The 26,021-nt window shown below is 48.1% G+C and carries 24 protein-coding genes; 17 read left to right on the forward strand and 7 right to left on the reverse strand.

Annotation, left to right across the window (positions count from 1 at the left end):
- Nucleotides 1-151: 151 nt before the first annotated feature.
- The 11 genes from acnA (at nucleotide 152) to KNP00_RS11400 (ending at nucleotide 12,688) form a co-directional block, all read left to right on the forward strand.
- On the forward strand, nucleotides 152-2,866 hold the full coding sequence (gene acnA / locus KNP00_RS11350; protein WP_215145290.1) for an aconitate hydratase AcnA: 2,715 nt from the start codon (nucleotides 152-154) through the stop codon (nucleotides 2,864-2,866).
- Nucleotides 2,867-2,978: 112 nt separating this feature from the next.
- The gene (locus tag KNP00_RS11355) at nucleotides 2,979-3,473 is read left to right on the forward strand and encodes a DUF3939 domain-containing protein (protein ID WP_240542858.1); all 495 of its coding nucleotides are present in this window, start codon (nucleotides 2,979-2,981) and stop codon (nucleotides 3,471-3,473) included.
- A 125-nt stretch (nucleotides 3,474-3,598) separates the two neighbouring features.
- Entirely contained in the window at nucleotides 3,599-5,164 is a 1,566-nt protein-coding gene (locus KNP00_RS11360; RefSeq protein WP_215145292.1) for a BCCT family transporter, read from the forward strand.
- A 178-nt stretch (nucleotides 5,165-5,342) separates the two neighbouring features.
- Nucleotides 5,343-6,017, forward strand: coding sequence for a hypothetical protein (locus tag KNP00_RS11365; protein ID WP_215145294.1), 675 nt, complete (start codon nucleotides 5,343-5,345; stop codon nucleotides 6,015-6,017).
- A gap of 56 nt (nucleotides 6,018-6,073) precedes the next feature.
- A complete protein-coding gene (locus KNP00_RS11370; RefSeq protein WP_215145296.1) occupies nucleotides 6,074-8,332 on the forward strand; it encodes an AAA family ATPase in 2,259 nt (752 codons plus the stop codon).
- Nucleotides 8,333-8,363: 31 nt separating this feature from the next.
- Nucleotides 8,364-8,780, forward strand: a complete 417-nt coding sequence (locus tag KNP00_RS11375; RefSeq protein WP_215145298.1) for an acyl-CoA thioesterase — start codon at nucleotides 8,364-8,366, stop codon at nucleotides 8,778-8,780.
- A 78-nt stretch (nucleotides 8,781-8,858) separates the two neighbouring features.
- A complete protein-coding gene (locus KNP00_RS11380) occupies nucleotides 8,859-9,728 on the forward strand; it encodes a M15 family metallopeptidase (protein ID WP_215145300.1) in 870 nt (289 codons plus the stop codon).
- 11 nt (nucleotides 9,729-9,739) lie between these two features.
- Nucleotides 9,740-10,360, forward strand: coding sequence for a glycerol-3-phosphate 1-O-acyltransferase PlsY (plsY, locus tag KNP00_RS11385; RefSeq protein ID WP_420828321.1), 621 nt, complete (start codon nucleotides 9,740-9,742; stop codon nucleotides 10,358-10,360).
- Between the two features lie 172 nt (nucleotides 10,361-10,532).
- Nucleotides 10,533-11,303, forward strand: coding sequence for a DeoR/GlpR family DNA-binding transcription regulator (locus tag KNP00_RS11390; RefSeq protein ID WP_215145302.1), 771 nt, complete (start codon nucleotides 10,533-10,535; stop codon nucleotides 11,301-11,303).
- 14 nt (nucleotides 11,304-11,317) lie between these two features.
- Nucleotides 11,318-11,971 (forward strand): copper homeostasis protein CutC, encoded by a 654-nt coding sequence (locus KNP00_RS11395; RefSeq protein WP_215145304.1) that lies wholly within the window; start codon nucleotides 11,318-11,320, stop codon nucleotides 11,969-11,971.
- A gap of 72 nt (nucleotides 11,972-12,043) precedes the next feature.
- Nucleotides 12,044-12,688 (forward strand): DUF975 family protein, encoded by a 645-nt coding sequence (locus KNP00_RS11400; protein ID WP_215145306.1) that lies wholly within the window; start codon nucleotides 12,044-12,046, stop codon nucleotides 12,686-12,688.
- 13 nt (nucleotides 12,689-12,701) lie between these two features.
- Here the strand turns inward: KNP00_RS11400 and KNP00_RS11405 are convergent, their stop codons facing one another.
- From KNP00_RS11405 to KNP00_RS11415, 3 genes are read right to left on the reverse strand one after another with little or no spacing between them, the layout of a single operon-like run.
- Nucleotides 12,702-12,935, reverse strand: a complete 234-nt coding sequence (locus KNP00_RS11405; RefSeq protein ID WP_215145308.1) for a DUF2188 domain-containing protein — start codon at nucleotides 12,933-12,935, stop codon at nucleotides 12,702-12,704.
- A gap of 45 nt (nucleotides 12,936-12,980) precedes the next feature.
- Nucleotides 12,981-13,853, reverse strand: a complete 873-nt coding sequence (locus tag KNP00_RS11410) for an NAD(P)-dependent oxidoreductase (protein WP_215145310.1) — start codon at nucleotides 13,851-13,853, stop codon at nucleotides 12,981-12,983.
- Complete coding sequence (locus KNP00_RS11415) at nucleotides 13,850-15,580, reverse strand: ABC transporter ATP-binding protein (RefSeq protein ID WP_215145312.1); 1,731 nt, start codon at nucleotides 15,578-15,580, stop codon at nucleotides 13,850-13,852. The genes KNP00_RS11410 and KNP00_RS11415 overlap by 4 nt, the downstream gene beginning before the upstream one ends.
- 107 nt (nucleotides 15,581-15,687) lie before the next feature.
- Here KNP00_RS11415 and KNP00_RS11420 point away from each other — a divergent pair, with 107 nt between their 5' ends.
- The 5 genes from KNP00_RS11420 to KNP00_RS11440 all read left to right on the forward strand — a co-directional run bounded on the left by KNP00_RS11420 (nucleotide 15,688) and on the right by KNP00_RS11440 (nucleotide 22,421).
- Entirely contained in the window at nucleotides 15,688-16,791 is a 1,104-nt protein-coding gene (locus KNP00_RS11420; RefSeq protein ID WP_215145313.1) for an exonuclease SbcCD subunit D, read from the forward strand.
- The gene (locus KNP00_RS11425) at nucleotides 16,791-19,799 is read left to right on the forward strand and encodes an AAA family ATPase (protein ID WP_215145315.1); all 3,009 of its coding nucleotides are present in this window, start codon (nucleotides 16,791-16,793) and stop codon (nucleotides 19,797-19,799) included. Before KNP00_RS11420 ends, KNP00_RS11425 begins: the two co-directional genes overlap by 1 nt.
- 14 nt (nucleotides 19,800-19,813) lie before the next feature.
- A complete protein-coding gene (locus tag KNP00_RS11430) occupies nucleotides 19,814-20,587 on the forward strand; it encodes an AAC(3) family N-acetyltransferase (RefSeq protein WP_215145320.1) in 774 nt (257 codons plus the stop codon).
- A 28-nt stretch (nucleotides 20,588-20,615) separates the two neighbouring features.
- Nucleotides 20,616-21,503: an alpha/beta hydrolase gene (locus tag KNP00_RS11435; RefSeq protein ID WP_215145323.1), complete on the forward strand. Its 888-nt coding sequence runs from the start codon at nucleotides 20,616-20,618 to the stop codon at nucleotides 21,501-21,503.
- A gap of 69 nt (nucleotides 21,504-21,572) precedes the next feature.
- Nucleotides 21,573-22,421: a sulfite exporter TauE/SafE family protein gene (locus tag KNP00_RS11440; RefSeq protein WP_215145325.1), complete on the forward strand. Its 849-nt coding sequence runs from the start codon at nucleotides 21,573-21,575 to the stop codon at nucleotides 22,419-22,421.
- A gap of 21 nt (nucleotides 22,422-22,442) precedes the next feature.
- On the opposite strand, the gene KNP00_RS11445 is transcribed toward KNP00_RS11440, so the two are convergent.
- The 4 genes from KNP00_RS11445 to KNP00_RS11460 all read right to left on the reverse strand — a co-directional run bounded on the left by KNP00_RS11445 (nucleotide 22,443) and on the right by KNP00_RS11460 (nucleotide 25,142).
- Nucleotides 22,443-22,640 carry a hypothetical protein gene (locus KNP00_RS11445; protein ID WP_215145327.1) on the reverse strand — a complete coding sequence of 66 codons (198 nt, stop codon included), beginning with the start codon at nucleotides 22,638-22,640 and terminating at the stop codon, nucleotides 22,443-22,445.
- A 64-nt stretch (nucleotides 22,641-22,704) separates the two neighbouring features.
- Nucleotides 22,705-23,235, reverse strand: coding sequence for a biotin transporter BioY (locus tag KNP00_RS11450; protein ID WP_215145329.1), 531 nt, complete (start codon nucleotides 23,233-23,235; stop codon nucleotides 22,705-22,707).
- Between the two features lie 70 nt (nucleotides 23,236-23,305).
- Nucleotides 23,306-24,247, reverse strand: a complete 942-nt coding sequence (locus KNP00_RS11455) for a DUF5692 family protein (protein ID WP_215145331.1) — start codon at nucleotides 24,245-24,247, stop codon at nucleotides 23,306-23,308.
- 76 nt (nucleotides 24,248-24,323) lie between these two features.
- Nucleotides 24,324-25,142 (reverse strand): hypothetical protein, encoded by an 819-nt coding sequence (locus KNP00_RS11460; RefSeq protein ID WP_215145333.1) that lies wholly within the window; start codon nucleotides 25,140-25,142, stop codon nucleotides 24,324-24,326.
- 170 nt (nucleotides 25,143-25,312) lie between these two features.
- Between KNP00_RS11460 and KNP00_RS11465 the strand changes: the two genes are divergently transcribed.
- Nucleotides 25,313-25,909, forward strand: coding sequence for a TetR/AcrR family transcriptional regulator (locus KNP00_RS11465; protein WP_215145335.1), 597 nt, complete (start codon nucleotides 25,313-25,315; stop codon nucleotides 25,907-25,909).
- Nucleotides 25,910-26,021: the final 112 nt, after the last annotated feature.

Genomic DNA, 26,021 nt, shown 5'->3' on the forward strand with positions numbered 1-26,021 from the left:
TTCTTAATCGAACTTAATAAGTTTTACTTATGACCAATTTGTGACGGAATGTATTTTACCTTGAGCTATACTTGTATTATGATAAATATGTGAAAAGTAAGCGATTACGCATTTTCGTGTGGTCGGCGCTTTCAAAAAGGGGGAAATTGCAATGGAACAGACGAATACTTTAGACTCTTTCGCGTCACGGACGACGTTTGAGGCGAACGGACAATCGTATGACTTTTATCGATTGAAAAAATTAGAAGAAGAAGGATTGACGGATATTAGCCGTCTCCCTTATTCAATTCGTGTACTTCTTGAATCGGTACTCCGTCAACAAGACGGCCACGCGATCACGAGAGAACATGTCGAGAACTTGGCAAAATGGGGTACTGCCGACGTCTCGGAAGATATTGATGTGCCGTTCAAACCGGCTCGTGTCGTGCTTCAAGACTTCACTGGTGTACCAACGGTCGTCGACCTCGCTTCACTGCGTAAGGCGATGGCGGACCTCGGCGGTGATCCGAATAAGATTAACCCAGAAATCCCTGTCGACCTCGTCGTTGACCATTCTGTCCAAGTAGACGCCTACGGTTTTGATGGCGCGTTGATGAAAAACATGGACATCGAATTTGAACGGAATGAAGAACGTTACAAGTTCTTGCGTTGGGCACAGACGGCGTTTGACAACTACCGGGCCGTACCACCAGCGACGGGAATCGTTCACCAGGTGAACTTAGAGTATTTGGCCTCTGTCGTGCTCGAGAAGAATGATGCAGACGGCACGGTTGCTTATCCGGATTCACTCGTTGGTACAGATTCACATACAACGATGATCAACGGTCTCGGTGTTCTCGGATGGGGTGTCGGAGGAATCGAGGCGGAAGCGAGCATGCTCGGTCAACCGTCATACTTCCCAGTGCCGGACGTCGTCGGTGTCAAAATCATCGGTGAAGTCAATCCGGGTGTGACGGCGACAGACGTTGCGCTCGTTGTGACAGAAATGCTTCGCCAAGAAAAAGTTGTCGGCAAGTTCGTTGAGTTCTTCGGACCGTCGCTTCATACGATGCCACTATCAGACCGTGCGACAATCGCGAACATGGCACCTGAATACGGTGCGACTTGCGGATTCTTCCCGGTCGATACGGAAACGTTGAACTACATGCGTACGACAGGTCGTTCTGAAGAGTTGATTTCACTCGTTGAAGAATACTCGAAAGCAAACGATCTCTTCTATACGCCTGACCAAGCGGACCCGTCATTCACGAAAGTGTTGACGCTCGACTTGTCACAAGTCCAACCATCACTTGCTGGTCCGAAACGTCCACAAGACCGCATCAACCTTTCAGACGTTCAAACGTCGTTTATCGACAGTTTGAGCGCTCCTGCAGGAAATAGTGGTTTCGGTCTCGATCGTTCAGAACTCGACAAAACGGCTACGGTCAAGTATGAGGACGGTGCGGTCGACATGAGCACGGGAGATGTTGCGATCGCTGCCATCACGAGTTGCACGAATACGTCTAACCCATACGTCATGGTCGGTGCCGGACTCGTCGCGAAAAAGGCTGTCGAGCGTGGGTTGACTGTACCGAAATATGTGAAGACGTCACTCGCGCCAGGGTCGAAAGTTGTAACGGACTATCTCGATAAAGCCGGTTTGACTTCTTACTTGGACGAGCTTGGCTTCAATACGGTCGGATATGGCTGTACGACATGTATCGGTAACTCGGGTCCGCTTGACCGTGAAGTCGAGGAGGCAATCACAGACAACGACTTGCTCGTGTCGTCAGTCCTCTCTGGTAACCGTAACTTTGAAGGACGCGTCCACCCGCTCGTGAAGGCGAACTTCTTGGCATCACCACCGCTCGTCGTTGCTTACGCTCTTGCCGGGTCGGTCAACTTCGACATCATGAATGATTCGTTCGGTACGGACAAAGATGGGAATGAAGTGTACTTCAAAGACATCTGGCCGTCAAACGATGAAATCAAGATGGTCGTCCAAGACGTCGTTTCACCTGAAGCGTTCCGTAGAGAGTACGAAACAGTCTTTACTGGAAATGAACGTTGGAATGCACTCGATGTGCCGGAAGGAAACTTGTATGACTTCTCAGATGAGTCGACATACATCCAAAATCCACCGTTCTTCGAGCAACTCGAACCAGAAGCGGGCGAGGTTCATGCATTGAACGGCTTACGTGTCATCGGGAAGTTTGCGGATTCGGTCACGACTGACCACATCTCGCCAGCTGGATCATTCTCGAAGACGACACCAGCCGGTCAATACCTCCTTTCTAAAGGAGTAGAGCCGATCGACTTCAACTCATATGGTTCACGCCGTGGTAACCATGAAGTCATGATGCGTGGTACGTTCGCAAACATTCGCATCCGTAACCAAGTTGCAGCAGGCACTGAAGGTGGCTTTACAACGTATTGGCCAACAGGTGAGATCATGCCAATGTACGATGCGGCCATGAAGTACAAGGAACAGGGAACAGGTCTTGTCGTCCTTGCAGGAAATGATTACGGAATGGGATCATCTCGTGACTGGGCAGCGAAAGGAACGAACCTTCTTGGAATCCGTGCGGTCATCGCACAAAGTTTCGAGCGGATTCACCGTTCGAACCTTGTCATGATGGGTGTGCTCCCGCTTCAGTTCTTAGACGGTGAATCGGCTGAATCACTCGGATTGACTGGTGAGGAGGCAATCGATATTCAAGTCGATGAGTCTGTACGTCCGCGCGATATCTTGAACGCAAAAGCGACGCATGAAAACGGAACGGTGACAGAGTTCAAAGTCATCGCTCGTTTCGACTCTGAAGTTGAAATCGACTACTATCGCCATGGTGGAATTTTACAAATGGTTCTCCGCAACAAGTTGAAATAAGTGACAATCAATCGCCTTCCTTTGAAAAAAGGAAGGTTTTTTCATGAATATGAAAAAATCATGTGAATGTGTCATAAGAATCGGGAAGAGGAAGACAGGGAGGGGTGTGTTTATGGAGAAGGAAGAGAAGGCTGGGAAAAGTTGGTGGAAGCGGATGACACAACAAAAAAAAGTGGAACCCGATCGAGAAGTCGATGTCAGCCTCTCTGAATTGAGACAAGCAATTCACGAATATGAGCAGGGGTTGCCAAAAGGGGTCAACCGTACTGTCTTGTTGAATGATGAACAAGAAATTGACATGACACGACTGAAACATCAACTATCGGGGATTGCAAGACAACGTTTCTACATGTCGAAAGAGACGTTTCATATCGTACCGGAAGAAGAGCGTGAGATTGTATATGAGATGGACCAAGTGCAACGTGCCCTCGATCTGTATATGGATCAAGAGAAAAAGTTGCCGCTTCAAAAATTTCAACATACACTTCAACTAGATCTCGCCCGGTTACGAGAGGGAGGCTATTTAAAAACATTGCCGAAAAGACCTTACTACGTGGTAGATGAGACGCTAATCGTCTCACTTGTACCGAAAGAGCCGACTTCTTGACAAGACACCCTTCTGTTTTGTAGTAAATGACACATTCATTGACAGATAGGGTTGAGTCTTCTTTAACAAATATGTTAGGGTGGAGAACGTATATGAAGATAGAAAATTAAATAGGAGTGATTTTTATGGAACGAAAAAGTCGTGTGACGACGGTATTCGTCGTATCTGCCATCATAACGGGTTTGTTCACGATTTGGGGAATGTTTCCCGAGAGCGTTCTAGGAAACGCTAGTCTACTTAACGTGACGAGTAAGCTACAAGGTTGGCTCTCGAACGGCATGGGTTGGTTTTATCTCTTAAGTGCTACCGGATTCTTACTTGTAGCCATCTTTTTAATCTTTTCTCGATTTGGTTCGATTCGTCTCGGTAAAGACACCGATCGACCAGATTTTAGCTATCTATCTTGGTTCGCCATGTTATTTAGCGCCGGAATGGGAATCGGTCTTATCTTTTGGGGGGCAGCGGAACCGTTGCTTCATTTTCATTCACCTCCATTCACTTCGTTGACACCTGAAGGAGACGCAAGGACGGCGATGCGCTATGCGTTCTTCCACTGGGGTTTCCACCCGTGGGCCATTTATGCAATGATTGCTCTCGCAATCGCCTACTCGACGTTTAGAAAAGGACGTCCGGCCACGATTGGAGAGACAATCGGTTCGCTCGTTCACAATCGTTACGAAAAACCAGTGAAGCAAACGGTCGATATCCTCGCTGTCATCGCAACGGCGTTCGGGGTAGCGACATCACTCGGTTTTGGTGCCCAACAAATCGCCGGTGGCCTTCATTACCTCATCCCTGGGGTACCGAACGCTTTCGTGACACAGTTGATCATCATTGCTGTCGTAACGGTCCTCTACATGATTAGTGCATCGACTGGTCTCGACAAAGGGATTCGCATTTTAAGTAATACGAACATCTTCTTGGCAATCGTTTTACTCTTTGCAACGATGTTCGCCGGACCGACCGCGTTTATTTTTGATTTGTTTACACAAACGGTCGGGACGTACTTCCAACAACTCCCGGGCATGAGCTTCCGTACAGCCGCATTCGAGCCGGTTGAACGTGAATGGATCAATGGCTGGACCATCTTCTACTGGGCTTGGTGGATTTCATGGTCACCGTTCGTCGGTACGTTTATTGCACGTGTCTCAAAAGGACGGACGATTCGTGAGTTCATCATCGGAATCTTGCTCGTCCCAACTTCGTTCGGACTGTTATGGTTCTCGGTCTTCGGCGGTTCAGCCATCTGGGCTGACTTGTTCGGTGGGGCGAACTTGATTGGTCAAGTGAATGAAATCGGTACAGAAGTCGGGCTCTTCGCACTGTTCGAGACGTTCGGTGGATTTGGGACATTACTCAGTATTGTCGCCATCTTCTTGATTTCAACATTCTTTATCACATCTGCCGACTCCGCGACGTATGTACTCGGCATGCTCACATCAAATGGTAAGCTTGTACCACCGATGCGAATCAAGATGACATGGGGTGTAATCCAATCATCGATCGCGGCAGTGCTATTGTATGCGGGCGGGTTAAGTGCATTACAGGCCGTTGCGATTCTTGCGGCCTTCCCGTTCATCTTCGTGCTCGTCTTTATGATTGTCGCGTTGTTTAGAGATTTGGCCGACGAGCCGGACGAACGTGACAAATGGCTCGAGATGCAAAAGAACGACGAAGATAAACTAGGTTAATTCGAAAGGGTCTCTTTTGGACTGAACGAAAAAAGTTAGAAACTAAATAGTTTGGTTAGGCGACCTGTAGAACCTGGGTCCGGTATTCGACCGGACTCAGGTTTTTTTAGTCAAAAATATTTTGCTTGTCCTCTTTCCTAGTGTAGGATAGTAAGTGAAGAAACGAGGAGGATACGCTATGAAGCAACATATAAAAAAGAGATTGAGCTGGGTCATATTGGCTGGCATCCTCATTGTAGGGGCTTTACTTGCATATAACTTTTACGTACTCATGAGCTTGAATGATGGAGAAGAAGAGATTGAGCCGTTCTACTCGAACGTTGTAATTGGATATGAAGAGCGTAAACTTCCGAAAGAAGGAGAAACACTCGAAGAACGGGAATATGTTGTCACATATGACGAGGATGGACATTTCGTCTCGGAAGTCGTGATGGGTCCAAATGTGGGCGCGAAAGCGGAATGGGACGGAGAAACGTATTTAGAGTTCAACCCGGACGGGGAAGAAGTGCTTCGACAGGAAACGAGCTCCGGTGCAGTGGCACCACATCCATTCTTGTCACGGGCGACGAACGAACAAATTCGAAAGTGGCTTGATGATGGTACGCTCGGCTCAAGTGAAGGTGAGACTGATCTAGTCGGTCGCACCGCACAGGCTTACGTTAAGACGAAAGCGGCTGAAGCGGTGCCGCAGGATTGGATAGAAAACTACCCTTCCATCTTTTCTGAAGAAGAAAACAATGAGACGGTCACATATTATGTCGATGCGAATGAGCGAATTTTGCTCGCGGCAGAATCACGGAATAACGGCAAGTTGTTCCATTCGATTCGGATGACATCTTTTGATTCAAGATAATCCGATGGGGAGCAGACATGATGTCGGCTCCCTTGTCGTCTGAAAGGGAGAATAGAATGAAACAAATTCAAGTGGATCAAGTTCAAACTGATTTGACGAACTGGGAAGCTGGAGAAGCGATAAATGAGGCGGCGCTTTTGTCTTATGCACATTGGTCTCGTTCGACCCAACATCAAGAAGAGTTGATTCGTTCATTGACACTGCTCGCGACGCATCGATTCAAGCAAAAGGAATCGATGGACCCGTTACTCAACCGTTGGGTAAAAGAATTGGAGGCGATGAAGGCGTTGCCTCCAGAGTTACGTCTGTTTCAGTTAAATGAACAATTACGTCGCTCCAAACAAGCGCTTCAGATCGACTGGCCGACTTTGAGGGAAACCGACTACGCTTCGATGAAAGTCCAAATATTGACGGAATACGAGTCCAAAACGTCAGCGGTCCTCGACCAACTGGACCGTCTTCATGATGAAGTGGAAGTCGCGAAATCTGATTTGCGTGATTCCGAGTGGCGAGGTCAACTTGAAAAGTTGTTTGAATCCATCATCGAAGCGATGCAGGAAGTCGCGTCCCTTGAAGATGACGCGGCCTCTTTGCTCGCATCGATGCAAGGAAACTACTTCAGTCGAGAAGCGTTCGTGCGGTTCGGTGAACGTGTCGGGCTCGTGAAGGATCGCCTGGAGAAGGTTTGTGAATTGTTACCAGAGCGTCCTAACGAAACCCGCTCGAGTGCGATTGAGTCTCTTGAAGAGATGATCGGACTAGATGATGTCAAAGAGCGTGTAAAGGCTTGGTATCGTTTCCTCCTCTTTCAAAAAGAAAGAGAGAAAGCAGGGTTCTTCTCGAAGCATCAACCTTCCCTTCACCTCGTGTTCACAGGGAATCCAGGAACCGGGAAAACGACACTGGCAAGGCTGATGGCACAGATTTACTTCGAGCTCGGTCTGCTCAGTCGCCCCGATCTCGTCGAGGCAGATCGTTCGAGCCTTGTCGGGGCATATGTCGGTCAAACAGAAGAGCAAGTGATGAACAAAGTGAAGGAAGCAGAAGGTGGTGTCTTGTTCATCGACGAGGCATACGCCTTGAAGCGTCAGGACGCGAGCGGGAGTGACTATGGACAAGCCGCCATCGATACGCTCGTTGCTGCAATGACGAGTGGGGAGTATGCTGGAAAATTCGTCGTCATCCTTGCTGGCTATCCAGAAGAGATGCGTCATTTCCTTCTCTCAAATCCCGGTTTACGCTCGCGATTCCCTGAATCGAATCATTATGAGTTGCCGAACTATCGTGATGAAGAACTGATTGCCATCGGTGAAAAGGTAGCTCAAGAAAACAACTACGTGTTGACTGAAGAGGCGAAGCGCGCACTACTCACTCGAATCGACCGGGAACGGGTCGACTCGACGTTTGGCAACGCGCGGACCGTGCATAACATCTTGCTCGATGGGATGTTTAAAAAAGGTTCACGTTTCGGTGCGGACGCCCCTTTAGATGAAATGGCTCTTCTGACAGAAGAGGACTTCGAGCAACCATCGGATGAATCAGGAGTGACCTCGTTGGATGACCTCGTCGGTATGGAAGAGGCAAAAGCACAGTTGGCTGAGATTGAAGCGCTCGTCCAAATTCAGAAGCGACGGAAGACGCTAGGTCTGAAGACGGCACCCGTCCAACTTCATATGACACTTACCGGAAACAGCGGTACCGGAAAGACGACGTTTGCTTACTTATATGCACAGATGCTCAAGCGGACAGGATATTTGAAGCGAGGGCACGTCAATGTCGTCAGTCGTGCGGATCTGGTCAGTGGCTATGTCGGCCAGACGGCTCAAAAAACGAAAGCGGCAATCCGAGATGCTCTCGGCGGTGTGTTACTCATTGACGAGGCGTATAGCCTGAACGGTGGGGCGAACGATTACGGTCGGGAAGCGATTGACACGCTCGTTGATGAAATGCCAAAGCACGGTGAAAACCTCGTCGTCGTCCTTGCCGGTTATGAAGGTCCGATGCGTCGATTGATCGAGTCTAATCCGGGACTGAGCAGTCGAATGAAACGTACGATTCATTTCGCGGACTACTCACAAGAACAATTGGTAGACATCGCGAACAACTATGCGAGCCAGTTCGGGTACGAGATGGACGCTGAAGCACTTGACGCATTGGCGACTCGATTGAATGAAATCAAGCATGCGAATGCCCGGACCGCCTTGTCTGTCATCGACGAATCGATTGCGCGTCAATCATATCGCCTCATGTCGCTAGATGGTGATGAAGCGTCACTCCAACAATTATTAGCAGTAGATATTAAGAGTAAGTTATAATATACTAATAGTAAGAAAGAAGGATGGTTCCATGCACACAGTTCAAATTCCAGTGAGATATCAAGAGACGGACATGATGGGAATCGTCTATCATGCCAACTATTTAGTTTATTTAGAGATTGCTCGCACTGAATTGCTACGGCAACTCGGCGTCGAATATAAAGATATGGAAGAAGCGGGGTTCGTCTCACCTGTGACGAACGTTTCGGTGGATTACAAGCGGAGCGTAACGTATGGAGATATGGTACATGTCCGTGTATGGGTCGACTCATACTCAAAGATCAGAACGATCTATGGCTACGAACTGACGAATCAACACGGAGAACTCGTCGCTACGGGCACGACGACGCACGTTGTCGTCAAACGAGGTGACTTCAAACCGATCCGTCTCGACCGAGAGTTTCCGAAATGGCACGAGATGTACATGCGCGTCATGAGTCCTGTCTAACATTCTTCTGTCTCTGTACCGTCAGTATGGTATCATATCATGACGGTACTTTTTGTTATCGAGAAAGGGGAAAATCGCATGCGTTATCCATCACTTTTGATGGTTTGCGGCGTCTTGACGTTTACACTGGTCGGGTGCACGACGAACGATCAAGTTGAACCGAAAGAAACTACAACTCAGTCACCAACAACAGACGAACCAAACAAATCAAATGACACGACTTCTGACCGTGAGGAGAAAAATGGTCCGGAGTCACCTACTGAAGAAACGACGGAGGATACGCCGGTTGTGGATGAAGAGCCGACTGAACCGACGGAACCGATAGAGCCGACACCACCAGTTCAACCGATTGAAAAGGACGGTGTGGCAAACTTGGAATTGAATGAAATGATACTTGTAAATAAGCAAATCGCTTTACCCGTCAACTACCAGCCTAGTGATTTGGTCGAAGCGAATATCGATTTTGTCGACTCAACGGTCGGTGAACGCCGAATGTTGCGAAAAGAAGCGGCACGGGCGATTGAAGATCTCATGAATGACGCGAAAGCAGCGGGAATTGATTTAAAAGGGACGAGCGCTTTTCGCTCCTATGCATATCAAGTCAATCTCTTCAATGCTTATGTCGAACGGGATGGCAAAGAGCAAGCTATGAAATATTCTGCTCCGCCAGGTCATTCTGAACATCAAACCGGGCTTGCGATTGACGTGTCGAGCGCGTCTGTCAACTATCAACTCACACAAGGCCTTGGTGAAACGGTCGAAGGAAAATGGCTAGCGGACCATGCCCATCAGTATGGTTTTATCATCCGTTATCAAAAAGCTTTTGAAGAAGTGACGGGATATATGTACGAACCGTGGCATCTACGCTATATCGGTGTCGAGCATGCGAAGCGAGTTCATGCGCTTAATCAACCGTATGAACAGTATCTCGAGGAAATTATGAAGTAAGGGGAATTGCGATGCCATATATGACAGAAATCATCATAGTAATATTGAGTTATTTACTCGGTGCGATCCCGTTTGCGCTCATCATCGGAAAAATCGGTTATCGAGTTGATGTTCGTGAACATGGGAGTGGCAACCTAGGGACGACGAACACGTTCCGTGTGCTGGGGAAGAAGGCCGGAATCCTCGTTTTGCTCGGTGACATGGGCAAAGGACTGATCGCAGCACTGTTACCCCTCTTGTTTAATAGTGAGATGAGCTTGCTCCTTGCAGGGATCCCGGCAGTCATCGGCCACTCCTATCCGATTTTCGCGAAATTCAAAGGAGGAAAATCGGTCGCTACGAGTGGTGGTGTTCTACTGGCTGCTTTCCCTTGGTTCTTTTTAGTCGTCGTCGGTACGTTCATCGTGACGCTTCTCATCTCACGGATGGTATCCCTTGCCTCGATGGCTGCCGCAGCGGTCGGACTCGTGACTGTAACGACCTATAGCCTTATGACAATGGATTGGTTGCCGCTCATCGTCATCGTTCCTCTTGCCTTATTCATCATTGTCAAACATCGAACCAATTGGCAACGCATCCGAGCTGGAAAAGAACCGAAAGTGCCGCTGTTTCAACGTAAACATAAGCCTTGATTTGTGATGGCACGTCTGATTCGACGTGCCTTTTTTGTGTATTGTCTTTGATTTATGCAAACAAGAGTCAAAATCATGTTGGATTTGCTCGTTCTTTACTTTCAATTTACGTTAAATTTACATCCATTCGTTACACTAGAAAAGGAAAGATTTTAGTGGAGGAGGCAGGGATGTGTCTTTAATCGGTGAAGAGCGTAAACAAAAAATTGTCGAATGGATTGAACGTGAAGGAAAAGTAAAAACAAGTGAACTGATCGAACGCTTGAACGTATCGGGAGAGTCGATTCGACGCTACTTGGAAGAGTTAGAAAAAGAACATCGAATCAAACGTGTATATGGGGGAGCTGTCCTTCATCAAAGCATGTCCTTTCAACCGATCGTCATTGCAAATATGGATGGGATTCGCCGTATCGCCTATACGGCATTTCAGCTAATCCCAGATGACACGTTGCTTTACATTGGGCACGGTGTCGCCGCTGAACAAGTGGCCTCCCGCCTGCGTGGGCGAAACGTGACAATCGTTACCCCATCGCTTACGGTCGCCAAGGCACTATACGAACAACGTGCGAAAGGTGTGCTTGGTGGCGAGATTCAGCTATTAGGTGGTACAATCGACCCGAAACATCTCGTGACGACTGGCGAGCAAGTTCTCGCACAACTCCAAACGTATATGTTCGACATTGCGATTTTGTCCGTTGAAGGGGTTGATGCGTCACTTGGATTGACTTGTGATGCCTTCGGTCTCGCCAGTATCACGCAATCGGTGATGTCACAAAGTCGCGAGACGTTTTTGCTCGCAGATCACACTCAGCTGAACCAACAAAAGCGATATCGGGTCTGTGATTTTTCGAAGGTGACGGCAATCATCTCTGATTTCCCGGAACCTCAAGAATTTAGAGGCGTATTAGCCGAACACGGTGTGGACTGGAAGTTCGCACCTTAAAAGGAGCGATTACATTGGACATCGAAGTGATTGTCACGACACTGTCAGAAGCCATTGAGGCAGAGCGACTCGGTGCGGATCGACTCGAACTGATCGCGGATATGGAAGGCGGGGGGATCACGCCTAGTTTTGGTACGATTCGAAACGTGGTCGAGCATGTATCGATCCCGGTTCATGTCATGATTCGACCACATACACGTTCTTTCCATTTCAATGAGGATGATGTCGAAACGATGCTTGCCGATATCGGTCTGTGCCGAGAGCTTGGAGTGAATGGCATCGTGTTTGGGGCTTTGACACAGGACGGCGCGATTGACGAACGGGTTTTAGGTGAAGTCATCAAACACAAGGGTGAGATGACGCTCACGTTCCACCGTGCCTTCGATGCCTCACGTGATGTGTTTGACGCGATAGACGTGTTGAATGAATATCCTGAAGTGGACATTCTGTTAACCTCTGGAGGGGCGATCACGGCACTAGAAGGAATCGATACATTGGTCGAACTGAATGAACGGGCCGAGATGATGCTCTTGCCTGGGGCGGGCATCACCGTAAAAACGTTACCGCTACTGAAGGAACGTCTGGACGTAAATATGGTTCACGTCGGAAACGGAGTGCGGACAGACGGACGGTTCGATCAAACGAAGTTCAACCTACTTCGTGGATGAACGAAAGCAGAAAACAGTCGTCAGACTGTTTTTTTGCTATAATGAAAGAAAATAATAAGTGTAGGTGAGCTCATGCAATCTTCTGTTTACAAACAATATGCCCTACGAATGCTCTCCGGGAAGTGGGGGGTATCATTACTCGTAGTCTTGACCGTCATGGTCATTCAAGCGATGATTACGACACGGCTTGACCTTTCGACGGACAAGCCTGAAGTGCTCATGACATCGGTGGCACTTCTATACGGTGCGACGGTATTGCTCGCACCAATCGAGCTGGGGAAAAACTGGGTATTTCTTCAAGTGGCCAAAGATGAAAAGCCGAGCTACGGTCTTTTGATTGAGGCGTTCGGCTCGATAAAAGAGTATGGGCGTGCCGTCACGTATTACGCCGTCTTCTACCTTGGGCTGAACGTGCTCATGCTCTTCTTAGTCGTGCCCGGTGTCTGGTTCTACTTGACGTATCGCATCGTGCCGTTCATCATGCGCGATGAGCCAGATCTCTCTGCTTTTCAGGCGATGCGAAAGAGTCGCCAGATGATGAACGGGCATAAGCAGACGATGTTGAAGCTGTTTGCGAGTTTCATCGGTTGGTATGCGCTCGTTCTTCTAACGGGAGGGCTGGCGTACATTTTCGTCACGCCTTATCTGCAGACAGCGGTTTCGGGTCTCTATTTGGAATTGAAAGCCTCCTATCAAGCAAAACAACCGGTCGGATAATCCAACCGGTTGTTTATGTTTCATGCTGATCTGTCTTTTTAGGGTTAGGGGCTTCTTCAAAATCTTGTTTTTCCTCTTCTGATGCGTCCGCATGCCACTTTTTCGCTTGCTCCGTGGCGATGGGGATTGCTTTTGTTTCCGAGTAGCCTTGTGCGAGCAATGCGTTCGCGATGTCAATGGCCTTTTTTTTCACAAGTGGATCGAAGTTTTTCAGTGATTCAGGATAGTCTTTCATATTCCATGGCACGAAAATCGCCTCCTTCATTCCTACTAATTCCACAAACGTTAGGATTCAAACGTCTTGGTGAAGATAGTATTCGATGAGCGCCTGCGTTCCGTTCTCACCGTATCCGTTTTCTTCGAGTATGTTATACAGTCGATGAGCAAGCTCAAGTCCGGGTAATGTCAACTGCAACTCTTTCGCACTCTCGATCGCAAGCGTCATATCTTTAATAAAATGTTTGATAAAAAAACCAGGGGTGTAATCTTCTACAATCATGCGTGGAACTAGATTCTCGAGCGTCCAACTCCCTGCAGCACCTCCGCGGATTGTACGTAGCAGTGCCTCCGGGTCAAGGTTGGCCTGTTTACTAAATGCCAACATTTCCGCGTTCCCCATCATGATTCCAGCAATCGCAATCTGGTTGGCGAGCTTGGCGTATTGTCCGCTTCCGGCATATCCCATTCGTTCAATCGATTGTCCCATCGCTTCAAACAAAGGCTTCGCCTTATTGAAGGCAAATTCACCACCGCCCACTAAAATCGAAAGCGTACCGTTTTTGGCACCGACGTCGCCGCCCGTGACCGGTGCATCAAGTGAGAGGAGACTCCGTTCGATTGCAGTCTCTGCAATTCGCTCTGCCAGTTTGGGGGAAGAGGTCGTCATGTCAATCAATAACGTACCCGGTTCTACCGAATCGAGAATGTTGCCGTCTCCGAAATAGACGGATTCGACATCTGAAGGATATCCGACGATGGTGATGACGGCATCGGCTCCTTGACAGACTTCGCGAATCGAATCGCACCACGTCACTCCTTCATCGATGAGGGGGGATGCCTTCTCTTTCGTCCGGGTATAAACTTGCAGGTCGAACCCGTGTTTCATCAAATTTCGCACCATCGATTGGCCCATGACCCCGAGGCCGATAAATCCGATTGTCTTCATGTCGCTTGTCCCCCTAGTAATTGTTGTGAAACGAGTCGTTGATAGAGCGCGTTCTCGGTCAATAGTTGCTCGTGTTTCCCGACCCCGCTGATCCGGCCATTCTCTAACACGACGATTTGATCGGCATGTCTGACGGTCGATAGCCGGTGCGCGATGACGAGCGTCGTTCGTCCGACCATCAGGCGGTCGAGAGCCTCTTGAACGACACGCTCTGATTCAGAATCAAGACTCGATGTGGCTTCATCGAGCAATAAAATTTGGGGATTTCGTAGCAGTGCCCGTGCAATTGCGAGGCGCTGTCGCTGTCCGCCTGACAAGCGGATGCCACGTTCCCCGATTTCTGTGTCAAGTCGCTGAGGCATCGTCTCGATGAATGTCCATGCATTCGCCATCTCGCATGCCTCTTGGATTTCATCGTCACTCACTTCGTGTTGGAGCCCGTACGTGATATTTGTCCGAATCGAACCGGATAGGACGGGGGAGTCTTGCGCGACATAACCGATGATTTGTCGCCATACGTCACGTCCATACGTCTGGATATCCCGGTCGCCATAACGAATCGCACCATCCGTCGGTGCATAAAACTGTTCAACGAGGGAGAACAGTGTCGTTTTTCCGGCACCGCTGCGCCCGACGATGGCAGTCGTCGCTCCAGGTGAAACTTGTAGTGACAACCCTTGGATCACGGGCTCTGTGCCGTAATGGAATGCCACATCCTCAAACGATAATGTGGCTTGTTCGATGAAGTCTTCACGAGTGTCATACGGTTCTTGGTTCTCGTCAAGCAGTTCAGCGATTCGCTCTGTCGCACCTCTAGCCTTTTGAAGCTTCGTCAAAAATTCACTCATCGTGATGAGCGGGGTGATGATTTGGAATAAATAGAGCATGAAGGCGAGCAGTTCCCCTGTTGATAGTGCCCCTGTCGAAACACGATATGCACCGAATCCGAGGATGGCGATCAACATTCCGGTCAAAGTGACGTTCAAGAGAGGGATGAGAATCGCTTGAATTCGTCCTTCCTTTACCCCATAGTCGAAAAGCGTCTCAATTTTTTTTTGTCCCGTTCTCACTTCCGTCTGCTCTGTCGCCTGTGATTTGACGAGACGAATCTCACCTAACAGTTCGGCAAAGAACCCAGATAGATTTCCGAGCTCGTGTTGCGTCTCTTTGGCGATGATCCGTAGCTTTCTTCCGAGCGGAATGACGATGATCAAAGTCGTCGGTACAGAGAACAAAATGACGAGCGTCATCTGCCAATCGAGTGTGAACAGGATGGCGACGGCACCGATAACCGACACGAGAGAGGTCAATAGTCGAACACTCTGCTCGGACAACAACTGTTGAAGCGTCGTCGTGTCATTGTTCAATCGGGACACAAGTTCACCTGACTTGATCCCATCGTAGAACGGAATCGGTAGTTTGACGAGATGGTCCCACAGCGTCGTGCGCAAGTTGGCTACGACTCGTTGACCGACAATATGTAGCCAATAAATCGAAACGGCACTCGTGATGACTTGGATGAGAAATGCGATGATGAAGTAGACGACCCACTCCGGTGTCAACAAGTCGCTACTCCAACGGTCAACGACTCGTTGCAAAATCAGTGGAATGGCGAGCGATGCCATGGCTTGTAAAAGCGAGATGAGAATGGCACCGACGAACAATCCTTTCGGAGGATTCGCGATTCTGAATAGTTGGAAAAAAGTTTGCCATGTCGATGTTTTCATTTTTATTAAGTCCTCCTCTCTTCTTACTTTCCCTCTTTCAAAATCAAGTGTCAAGCCGTCGAAACGGAAGATCGAGTCATGCTAGAATGGATAAGAGGTGATACGTAATGAAATGGATTCACACGGCCGACTGGCATCTAGGAAAGATTGTCCACGGTCGTCATATGACAGAAGATCAGCGAAAGGTACTATTCCATTCATTTTTGAACATCGTGGACGAAGAAAAACCGAATGCGGTCATCATTGCGGGTGACTTGTACGACCGTGCCGTCCCGCCGGTGGAAGCCGTCGATTTGCTCGATGAGATATGGCGAGAACTAGTATTAGAACGTGGCATCCGGGTCGTCGCCATCGCCGGTAACCATGACTCGGCAGAACGTCTCGAGTATAGTTCGAAGTTGTTGAGAGAAGTGGGACTTCATATCGTCGGTAAACTGGACCCGACTGCCGGTCCGCTCGAAATCGCAGGCGTCCCATTTTATCCAATCCCGTTCCTTGAGCCGGCACGGGTTCGGCATGTGCTCGGCATCGATTCGATTCGTACCCATCATGATGCACTAGCGGCCGTCATCGAATCGTACGACATGATAGAGAAAGATGCAGTTTCGATCGGCCATAGTTTTGTAGCGGGCGGACTCGAGACCGATTCAGAGCGCCAGTTATCAGTCGGTACCGCCGGACAGGTGGCGAAACACTTGTATGACTCGTTTGCGTATACGGCTCTAGGTCACCTACATAATCGAGATGCGATTCAAGCAGAACGAATCGCGTACAGTGGCTCATTGATGAAGTACTCGTTTTCCGAGGTCAACCATCAAAAATCGGTCGATGTCCTAGAGTGGGACGGACGATGGAGACGAAGACGTCGGGCGTTGACGGCTGAACGGGATATGAGACAGATTTCAGGAACATTGAATGAGCTGGTCGCGCCATCGTTTTATCAGCAACAAAAGACGGATGATTACCTGAAAATCGTGTTGACTGATGATACGGCGCTACATGATCCGATGGCGAAACTTAGGACCGTCTATCCGAACATCCTGCACCTTGAACTAGAGTTGTTGCGACGACAGGAACAAACATCTACGTTCGAACGGGAGACACTCGAGAGGAAATCAGTTGAAGAGGTGTATCTTCAGTTTTTTGAGGCGGTGCATAATCGGACTGCCCCGGATGTCTTGAAACAAATGATTGAAGAAGGTGATGTTTAATGAGACCGGTAGAACTAATGATTCAAGCGTTTGGTCCATATGCGGAACGAGAGACGATCGACTTCACACGTCTAGTGGGGCGCTCGATGTTTATTGTTAGTGGCAGAACCGGCGCCGGGAAGACGACCATCTTTGATGCGATGACGTTCGCCCTCTATGGCCGGGCGAGCGGGGCACTTCGAAATGCGAGTGACTTCAGAAGCCAATACGCAAACCCGGAGACGAGGACCGAGGTAGACTTCTCCTTCACAATTCGTGGCGACCGCTATCGAATCGTACGACAACCTCAGCAGCCCCACCCGAAAAATAAGACACCATACCCGCATGAGGCAACCCTCTATGAATGGGAGGACGGTTGGAAGCCGCTAGCGACCAAAGTCAATGAAGTTCAAGAGAACATCGAATCGATTCTCCAACTTTCATATGAACAGTTCAGTCAAATCCTGTTGTTACCCCAAAACCAGTTTAGGCAATTGCTCGACTCGAACTCAAATGAAAAACAGCAAATCTTGCAATCGATCTTTAAGACCGAGGCATACCGTGCATTTCAGGAGAAGTGGGGCGAGCGCTATAGTGGCTATCGTAAACAGGTGGAGTGGGCGGTCGAACGGACACGCCTCAAACTGTTAGAACTTGAAGACGAAGCGGTCGAGGACATGTCGATGAGACCAATCGAGGAGATACATCGTTGGCTAGGTGAACGTGAAGAGAGGTTGATTGCGACATGTGATGCTCTCGTCAATCAAAAGAAGATTCATGCGAAAACCCTCGACCAAGCGCGAGACGAGCTAGAACAGGCAAAGTCACTCGTCAGTCTTTTCAAAGAACAAGAAGAAACCGTTCGAGCGCTCGATCTGTATTCAAAAGAAGAACCCGTACGAGACGAAAAGCGCAAGTTACTGCAGAACTTAGAATCTGCTGCAAGCATTCGCCCGGTCTTTGAACGGTTACAAGAACTGGAGAACCACGTTCGCCGATTGACTGTTGAAGAGAAAACCTCTTCAAAGAGGTTCGAGCAATTGAAAACGACTCAATCGAAATTGTTAGATCAGCAATCAGCTCTTGAAACGGATAAGAAAGAGATCCAATCGATTCAAGATCGTCTACGCGTCCTTGATGAAATGATTCCGAAAATAAAAGAGCGTGCGATGATCATGACGCGTCGCGATGAGTTAGCGAATCGTGCGAAGGAACTCGCTGATTTTAAACAGGCAACTCGATTGCAAGAACTGCAGGAACGTGAACGGCAACTTGCCGAGAGTGTGGCATCCGAACCGTCCGAGCGAGCGGTCGATGCCGAGCGTCATGTCGATAAGTTGATTCAGCTTTCTACGCTTGAATCAAAAGTGGCACGGCTGACAAAGCAACTCGCCGAACATGAGCACGCAGGCAAAGAGATTCATCGACAACATGCAGCTGTACAAGATGAGGTGTCGACATACAAACATCAAGACCAACTGATGTTAGCAAGGCAACTCAGTGAGACGCTCATAGACGGGGAACCGTGCCCGGTTTGTGGCTCTCGCCACCATGAGGTTCCGCAACACGAAGAGATTTTTGAGAATGCGGCTGAGCGAGAAGCGGCGTTGGTTCGACTTGATGAACTCTCAACACGTTTGATTGAGGCGAGAGCGGACTATCGTTCGCTCCATCAACAACTCGAATCTGCCAGAGAAGAATTCGAGGAAGTAGCGAAAGGCGTCCAGATGAACGGACCATTGACAGAGGAGCTCAACACATGGCGAACGCACGCTGAGATGTTGCAACGAGAAGAGCGGATTCGTCATGAGAATGAACGGACACTGCGTCAGTTGTCAGCCGACATTAGACAATTAGAACAAGCCCGACGCCGACAGTTCGAAGAGCGAGAGCAGATCCTGACCGAACTTGAAGCAACTCAACAACGTCTGCACGCACTCGGTCAAGGTGAAGAGACAACGTTTGACGCACTACAACGAGAACGTGTTGACCTTCAGCAACGCCTCTCGATTTTACTGAAAAGAGTCGAAGCGTACGACCTCGAGTTTGAAGCGGTGAAAAAATCACTGTGGAAAGAGGAAGAACGCCTTGCTTTGACACGTGAACAGTTGACCGATGCGACCGAGCAACATGAGACGCAAGAGACCATCTGGACCAATCAGCTAGAAGTGACACAGCTGACAATAGAACGCTATACAGAAATCGCTCATCAAATCGACGAGCGGGCGATGATTCGTGAGCAAGTGCAACGTGAAGAGGAGAATGGGATCCGACTTCGACATCGTAAACAGCTGATTGAAGAGAAGTTAGAAAACGTGGAACGACCTGACCTTGAGCAGTCTGAGAGAAAGCTCAGGGAAATCTCCATGTTATATGAACAGGCTTCAGAACAGCTCGTCACGGCACAGGACGCCTCGAACAGACATCGACAAATTGTATCAGAGTGGGAGGCGCTTCGAGAGGATACAGCGCTTGAAGAAAGCAAACTACAAACAATCAAACTCATTGCAGATACCGGAAAAGGAATCAATCCACAAAAAATGACGTTTGAAACATACGTGCAAACGGCTTTCTTTGATCAAATTTTACACGCTGCGAACATCCATCTCGATCAGATGACGAGTGGACAGTTCCGGCTCGAACGTAAAGTGGAGACGGCGAAAGGAAATGCCAAATCCGGTCTCGAACTGCTCGTCTTCGATGCATATACCGGACAATCTCGGCGTGTTCAAAACTTGTCAGGTGGTGAAGGGTTCAAAGCATCACTCGCCCTCGCTCTCGGACTGGCAGAAGTGGTACAACAGTTGAGTGGTGGAGTGAGTTTAGAAACGATGTTGATTGATGAAGGATTCGGAACGCTCGATGCCGAATCTTTAGACCAAGCGATTGAACTATTGGTGTCGTTACAGGCGACAGGTCGACTCGTCGGCGTGATCAGTCATGTCCAGGAACTAAAAGACCGTGTCGATGCCCGAATCGAAGTGAAAAAATCTAGAAGCGGGTCATCGATCCAGCTGATTGTGGAGTGATAGAAGTGAAACAGATGGTGACAAAGTCTAGTCTCATCAGTCATTTGAAAGAAATCGGAATCAATCCGGGGGAGTCTTTGTTTGTACACACGTCGCTTTCGAAGCTCGGTTGGGTGTGCGGCGGTGCGCAAACTGTGATTGAGGCGCTTCAAGAAGTCGTGGGACCATCTGGACTGATCATGATGGCGACCCAGACCGGAGACAATTCTGACCCGGCCGAATGGGAAGCGCCACCCGTCCCAGTTGAATGGTGGCAAACCATTCGCGCGGAGATGCCACCATATGAAGTAGACAAAACAGCTACTCGGGGAATGGGGCGTGTCCCAGAACTTTTTCGGAACTATCCGAATGTTCACAGAAGTGCTCATCCGATGTGGTCTGTGGCCGCATGGGGAGAGGGAGCAAAAGAAATCGTGTCCAATCATACAATCGATGTCGGGTTCGGTCCAGGTTCACCGATTGAACGAATGATTGAGCGAGATGCCCATATCCTGCATCTCGGGTCACCACTCGATGCGACGACGCTTTGGCATTATGCCGAGTACGGGATTGATGGACCGACCAAAACATTTGGGTGTGCCGTTCTTGAGCAGGGAGAGCGTGAGTGGCGTTCATTCGACCACGTCGATGTGAATAGCGACCCGTTCGGGGCAATCGGTGAGAACATCGTTAAGCAAAAAGATGTCCGCACGTTCATCATCAATGAAGCCACATGTTATCTGATTCCAGCTAGCACATGGGAACCGGTACAGCATGCCCTCATTGCGCTACGGAGCTGGTTAAGATAAAGAACATAGAATCGAGGGGAAGTAACGGATGAATCGTTGGGTGAAACTATTTGGTATTCTGCTACTCATCGTCTTGCTCGTTGCCGGTTTGGCAATCGGGGGAATCTCGGCTCACATAGGTGACCAGTTGACGTCGCCGGTGCGGGAGACATTGACATATACGCCGAAATCACTCGGATTGAAATACGAGAATGTGACGATTCAATCGGAGGAAGGATATGATTTGTATGGATGGTGGATTCCTCATCCGACGCCGCGTGCGACGATCGTGTTCGCACATGGTTATGGGAAAAATCGGGAACAGGAAGATTTACCACTAAAAGAACTGATTCCGGAGTTCCATGAACAAGGGTATCAATTTTTGACATTCGATTTTCGCGGATCGGGAATCTCGGAGGGGGACCGTGTCACAGTCGGTGCCAAAGAGCAATCGGATTTACAAGAGGCCATCAAGTACGCACGAGGACGTTCAACTGGACCGATCGTTTTATATGGAATCTCGATGGGTGCAGCGACCGCGCTCTCAACAGCGGATGATGTCGAAGTGGATGCCATCATCGCCGATAGCCCATTCAGTGATTTACGTGACTATCTCGAGACGAATCTGCCCGTATGGAGTGACTTGCCGAATGTTCCGTTCACGCCTGTCATTTTAACGATGACACCTTGGTTTTCAGGGCTTGAGGCCGATCTTGTTTCCCCAATCCGTGACATCGAATCGATTGATGCACCAATCTTATTGATTCATAGTGCTGGTGACGACGCGATTCCTGTGTCAGAAAGTGAGAAACTGGCAGAGGGACAGCAACAAGTCGAGCTTTGGGTGACGGACAATGATGGTCATGTCAGGTCTTACCATTCATTTAAAACGGAGTATCGTCAGCAAATTTTTGATTTTCTAGAACGGGCGTTATGAGGAAGGGGGCGCATTTGACGCCCCTTTTTGTTATGATTGCAGACGAGACCAATGAAAGAAGGGTGCACTATGGACGTATTACAACTATTACAATTTCTCTTACTCGGTACGCTGATCGGAATCTTGAGCGGATTTTTCGGGATTGGAGGTGGGATCGTACTGACGCCACTTCTTCTCGTCTTCGGCTATGAGGCGAGTGCCGCAATCGCCCTCAGTCTTATGTTGACACTCGGTTCGACGACGGCAGGGACCATTTCGCATATACGATTGCGGAATGTGAATGTGTCCCATGCCTTATGGATTGGTGTGTTCGGGATTGCCGGGACATGGATTGCGACGCCGCTTGTCTTTTATTTAGAAGGAGTGGACGGGGCGACGCTCATCATTTCGCTCGTTTACATCGCGTTACTCTCCTACTTTGCGATTTCGTTCTTTCGTTCGAAACAGCATGTGGAAGGAAGTGCAGGGGCCGATTCCGTTCCTCGCCTCGGTGTCATTGGCGTGTTTGCCGGGTTCATCTCCTCACTGATGGGGGTGAGCGGTGGATTCGTGTTGACCCCGCTTCAAGTCAAGCTTTTGAACACAGAGATGAAACGTGCGGTAGGGACGAGCATTTCCGCGGCCCTACTCATCGTCATCTCAGGCGTCATCAGTTACGCCGTGGTCGGTGCTGAGACGAACTATTGGCACGGGATCGCCTTGATCGCGGGTGCTATGATCGGGTCACCGTTCGGTGCGAAACAATTGCAGCGGTTCAGTTCGCAACATGTGAAAAAAGCGTTAGGAGGATTTTATCTGACGGTATCCGTCAGTGTAGCGCTCAATCTGATCGGTTGGAATACAGCATCGCTCGTACTCCTCGTCACGTTGGCCCTTCTTTTTATCATCACACTCCTCGTTCGACCACAAAAAAAATGAACCCCGTCGTTGGACGGGGTTTTATCGTCTGGCGATATGATCAATGTTCTCTTGAATCTCGCCAACTTTCCCTTTGGCTTCGCGTAATCTCTGCTCAAAAGCATCTGTGTCACGTTTCTTATGAGACGACTTGTCAACGCCTTGGCGTTGTTTATCATCTGAACGTTGATAAAAATGCGTTGCTCTTTGTAAGCGCTTTTTAAACGTCGAGTCGCTCATAAAGACACCCCCTTCCATACTACATGTATTCCACATATAGAATAGGGTAAAACGTTTGAACTATTTATGCAGCAAGGGAACGACGAACTTGAATGTTCGCTGAAATTTTTACAGCTAGGACTGCAGCGAGTAGAGCTTTAAGAAAATCTCCTGGTAGAAACGGGATGTTTACTTTAAGCGCATCTGCGAACGGTATGCCTAGGACGAACTCGAGTCCGATGCTACCTAATAGATACACGAGGCCTAGACCGAACAAAAGGTTATACCCGATCAATCCCGGAATGGAACGATGTCGTTCACTGAACCATCCAATCAAAAATGCTGCAATCGGAAAAGCGATCAAATAACCGACTGTCGGTCCGACAAACGGTGCAAGGCCTCCTTGACCACTCAAAACGGGAAGACCAATCAGCCCGAGCATTAAATAAACGAGGACCGCCAAAAATCCTTTCCGAGCACCAAACACACCGGCGATCGTCATAATTGCTAGCGTTTGAAGCGTAATAGGGACGGGTCCAATCGGAATTTCGATGAAACCGATACTGGCGATGAGTGCTGCGCCAAAGGCGACTTGAGTCATACTTTGAATTTTCATATGTAAACCCCTTTTCTGTTAACGTTAACAATATAAAAGTTAACATTTTGAAAAGGGGATGGCAAGTTTTTTATGATAGTCCATTTTGACGAATCGCTGTTTGATATGCTTTTGTGTCAACGTAAAACTCATCTTTGAACGGATTGAGGTTTCGCTGACGGATACGATAAAACTGATAGCCGACAAGCACTAGATTGAATAGAAGTGAGAGTAGACTGACGATGAAGAAGGCTCTTGGGTCATGAGTTGAAGGAACTGGGGCTAAACGGTCGGCAAAAGATGGGACTGTCATGACAAACATAATCCATAAAGCGAGAGTATGTGCCCGGTGCTGTAGCCATGCTCCTTTTTTAATGAAGAAGGATGGAATTGTACATGAAAGCAACAAGATGAATCCTGCATAGAATGAATGATCTGAGATGCAATTATATACATAAGCAAAATTCCATAAATCATAGGCGATGATCCATGGCCAAATCATATCTGGCCAAATCATGTCTTTAGATCGATCTTTGGAAACATTAATACCGATCCATCCACAGATTGCGATAATGTTCAGTAGTCCGGCAAAACCGTTCATCAAGTTCCATGGACCTGACATGACCCATAAGTGATCAACATATGCCCCATCGGGAACGTTGTAAAAGTACACTTGAAAATCTCGGATACATGCTTCTAATATGTTAAGCGCCAATATGCCAGGGGGGAATAATAGTATCCATTTCTTACGTAACAATGCAGGTCGATAGCGAATGACCATGAAGCCAAGACAACCAGCGAGAGTAGAATAGGTCTTAACCCAGTTGAACCAGGTACCCGTTCCATAAGTGTTTCCTGGTGCAGCAGTTGTCGGCCAGATAAAGATCGTCAACACTACGGGAACGATCAAAAACAAAACGATTCCTCCCCATTTGGTCGTTCGACTAAATTCATTGAATGCCATCAATGCGAATAAGACAAACAGTGCGATTCCCCAACCGACACTATCGATTTGTTCATAGAGTATCCCCATAATCAGTCACTCCTCAATAAAATGATTGTTCAATATTGAGCAATTTCAAGCAAACTCATACGTCAATCGAAAAGAATTATGATGCCTTTACTCTTTTGAAAGTAATGACTGCCTTATTGTGATGGAGTTGCCACATATGCCAAAACACATAAGGGACGATTATGACGAAGTTGATCATTCCCCATGACTTTAATACCTCGGGATTGAACCAAGTTGAAGAGTTCATGACCTGTGGGAAGATGTCGTAGCAGGCACGAATGAGTAAGTGTGCAGCCAGCGTATAAATGCGGGCAGTAATGTACAGCTCTGGTCGGCGTTTGATCACTGGATATAGTTCTGCCGCGAGTAAGATGCAGAGCGAGCTCGCAAAATAGGTAGGGGACTCCGCGTACACAAAACATGCATTCCAAGAAGTATATATAAAGTTCCAAGACCCGGTCGTATATGCAACGAGGTCGGCATATCCTTCTTTCGCAAACTTCCAGAAAGTCGGTGCGAACGGAATGGTCACACAAAGTAAAAAGCCACATGCGGCATTAAAGAAGTTACCGAGCGTCACATCTTTTATTGTTGCTTCAGCGATATTCAAGAACAATATGGCATAAAAGAACCATAGAAACTCATCACGCTTCAAAAAGTTCCAGATTCGACCTTGCTTATTTTCATAGATGGCAATTCGAGAGAAGCCGACGATTATCGTCGGTATGATAACGCTTACAATTTTTGCCCAACGGAACCAACCGTCCACATTTCCCATCATCCATAACGGTATTGTCAACAAAGAGGCGAGCCAAAAATAAGCGGATAATTTATAGTGTTTGCGGAAAAAAACGATGATTCCTAGCAACAGCCCTAAGTAGAGGGGCATTGAAATTACATGTGGCCAAACATTCATTCTGTTCACCTTCTCATTAGAATTTAACAAACATAACGTTTGTTATGTTTTTAGTATATGCTGGTCATTCGATATAGTCAATGTGAATATATTCACATTATTGGAGTTGGAAACGCTATCGATTGTTTCGCTATGTTATCCTTAAAGGGATTTAGAAGGAGGTAGCAAATGTGGATGGGAAAAGTAAAATATTAGACGCGGCGAGAAGAGTCATCATTCGAAATGGCGTAAACGGTGCGACAGTTAGGGCCATAGCGACAGAAGCGGATATGACAACAGGAGCCATCTATCATCACTATAAAAATAAAGAAGATTTGTTATACGATCTCTTGAATGAAAGTTTGTCCGTCTCCTCTCAAATAGCGAGAGAAGTCACGAACGTACCCCTTCCAAAAGATCAAATTAAAAAGGAAATCTTCAGAAACACTGCCGAACGTTTTCATAAAGATGCAGAGAACCGACTCCAGTACCATTATGCTCACGAAGTATTATTAGGAAACATGGAGGCGCAAGCTAAATTGAAAGACAAGTACTCTGAATGGACGAATCAAATCGAACAGATTTTGATTCATTTGTACGGACTAGAAGACACACGTTTCAACAAACCGTTCAGTTCATGGCTCATTGCTGCCGTTGACGGTGTCGTTCTTCAATATCTGCTAGACGTCAATGAAAATTCCGTTGATGAGATGATGGAAGTATTCGACATTCTGCTCGATCGAGGACTGGAGTCATTCGTTGAACGGTTGAATGAGCGAGGAGAGTAAACAACCCGTCACAAAGTGACGGGTCAGCTTGTTGACGAACCAGGTCGCCTCTTGCGACCTGGTTCGTCCTTTTTTGTGGTTCTCGGTTTCTTGAGGCGTTCTGCCCCCATAA

This window comes from Exiguobacterium qingdaonense, assembly GCF_018617855.1.
Classification (GTDB): Bacteria; Bacillota; Bacilli; order Exiguobacteriales; family Exiguobacteriaceae; genus Exiguobacterium; species Exiguobacterium qingdaonense.

Coding starts and splice junctions, on each gene's coding strand:
- KNP00_RS11360 (WP_215145292.1), top strand. CDS start 3,599: ATGGAACGAAAAAGTCGTGTGACGACGGTATTCGTCGTATCTGCCATC.
- KNP00_RS11445 (WP_215145327.1), bottom strand. CDS start 22,640: ATGAGCGACTCGACGTTTAAAAAGCGCTTACAAAGAGCAACGCATTTT.
- KNP00_RS11425 (WP_215145315.1), top strand. CDS start 16,791: ATGAGACCGGTAGAACTAATGATTCAAGCGTTTGGTCCATATGCGGAA.
- KNP00_RS11365 (WP_215145294.1), top strand. CDS start 5,343: ATGAAGCAACATATAAAAAAGAGATTGAGCTGGGTCATATTGGCTGGC.
- KNP00_RS11410 (WP_215145310.1), bottom strand. CDS start 13,853: ATGAAGACAATCGGATTTATCGGCCTCGGGGTCATGGGCCAATCGATG.
- KNP00_RS11450 (WP_215145329.1), bottom strand. CDS start 23,235: ATGAAAATTCAAAGTATGACTCAAGTCGCCTTTGGCGCAGCACTCATC.
- plsY (WP_420828321.1), top strand. CDS start 9,740: ATGCCATATATGACAGAAATCATCATAGTAATATTGAGTTATTTACTC.
- KNP00_RS11380 (WP_215145300.1), top strand. CDS start 8,859: ATGCGTTATCCATCACTTTTGATGGTTTGCGGCGTCTTGACGTTTACA.
- KNP00_RS11415 (WP_215145312.1), bottom strand. CDS start 15,580: ATGAAAACATCGACATGGCAAACTTTTTTCCAACTATTCAGAATCGCG.
- KNP00_RS11370 (WP_215145296.1), top strand. CDS start 6,074: ATGAAACAAATTCAAGTGGATCAAGTTCAAACTGATTTGACGAACTGG.
- KNP00_RS11400 (WP_215145306.1), top strand. CDS start 12,044: ATGCAATCTTCTGTTTACAAACAATATGCCCTACGAATGCTCTCCGGG.
- KNP00_RS11355 (WP_240542858.1), top strand. CDS start 2,979: ATGGAGAAGGAAGAGAAGGCTGGGAAAAGTTGGTGGAAGCGGATGACA.
- acnA (WP_215145290.1), top strand. CDS start 152: ATGGAACAGACGAATACTTTAGACTCTTTCGCGTCACGGACGACGTTT.
- KNP00_RS11375 (WP_215145298.1), top strand. CDS start 8,364: ATGCACACAGTTCAAATTCCAGTGAGATATCAAGAGACGGACATGATG.
- KNP00_RS11435 (WP_215145323.1), top strand. CDS start 20,616: ATGAATCGTTGGGTGAAACTATTTGGTATTCTGCTACTCATCGTCTTG.
- KNP00_RS11455 (WP_215145331.1), bottom strand. CDS start 24,247: ATGGGGATACTCTATGAACAAATCGATAGTGTCGGTTGGGGAATCGCA.
- KNP00_RS11440 (WP_215145325.1), top strand. CDS start 21,573: ATGGACGTATTACAACTATTACAATTTCTCTTACTCGGTACGCTGATC.
- KNP00_RS11430 (WP_215145320.1), top strand. CDS start 19,814: ATGGTGACAAAGTCTAGTCTCATCAGTCATTTGAAAGAAATCGGAATC.
- KNP00_RS11420 (WP_215145313.1), top strand. CDS start 15,688: ATGAAATGGATTCACACGGCCGACTGGCATCTAGGAAAGATTGTCCAC.
- KNP00_RS11460 (WP_215145333.1), bottom strand. CDS start 25,142: ATGAATGTTTGGCCACATGTAATTTCAATGCCCCTCTACTTAGGGCTG.